The following is a 437-nucleotide window of genomic DNA, read 5'->3' as shown; positions in this document are numbered from 1 at the left end:
ACCGTCGACGTCCACGTGCGCGGCAACGAGGTCACGCTCGCGGGGCCCGCGGGCGACGTCGCGCTCGTCACGCGCCTGGTCGACGAGCTCGTCGAGATGGCCGCCGCGGGCACGCCGCTGAGCCCCGAGGTCGTGCAGCGGTCCGTGACGATGCTCACGGCCGACTCCGGCGCGCGCCCCGCCGACGTCCTGACCTTCAACATCCTGTCGACGCGCGGGCGCACGATCCGCGCCAAGACGGCGGGCCAGAAGGACTACGTCGACGCGATCGAGCGCAACACCGTGACGTTCGGCATCGGGCCCGCGGGCACCGGCAAGACGTACCTCGCGATGGCCAAGGCCGTGCAGGCGCTGCAGGCGCGCAGGGTCAACCGCATCGTGCTGACGCGCCCCGCGGTCGAGGCCGGCGAAGGTCTCGGGTTCCTGCCCGGGTCGCT

General features: G+C 73.5%; 1 protein-coding gene. It reads left to right on the top strand.

Annotated elements, in window-relative coordinates; translation table 11 throughout:
- Positions 1-437, top strand: a 437-nt coding sequence (locus tag G3I71_RS47885) for a PhoH family protein (protein ID WP_203733174.1), incomplete at both ends; no start/stop codon positions are given.

The sequence above is a fragment of the Streptomyces sp. SID12501 genome, from assembly GCF_010550245.1.
Classification (GTDB): domain Bacteria; phylum Actinomycetota; class Actinomycetes; order Streptomycetales; family Streptomycetaceae; genus Streptomyces.
The sequence above is the reverse complement of the archived record's forward strand: the minus strand, read 5'-3'. Positions and strand labels throughout refer to the sequence as shown.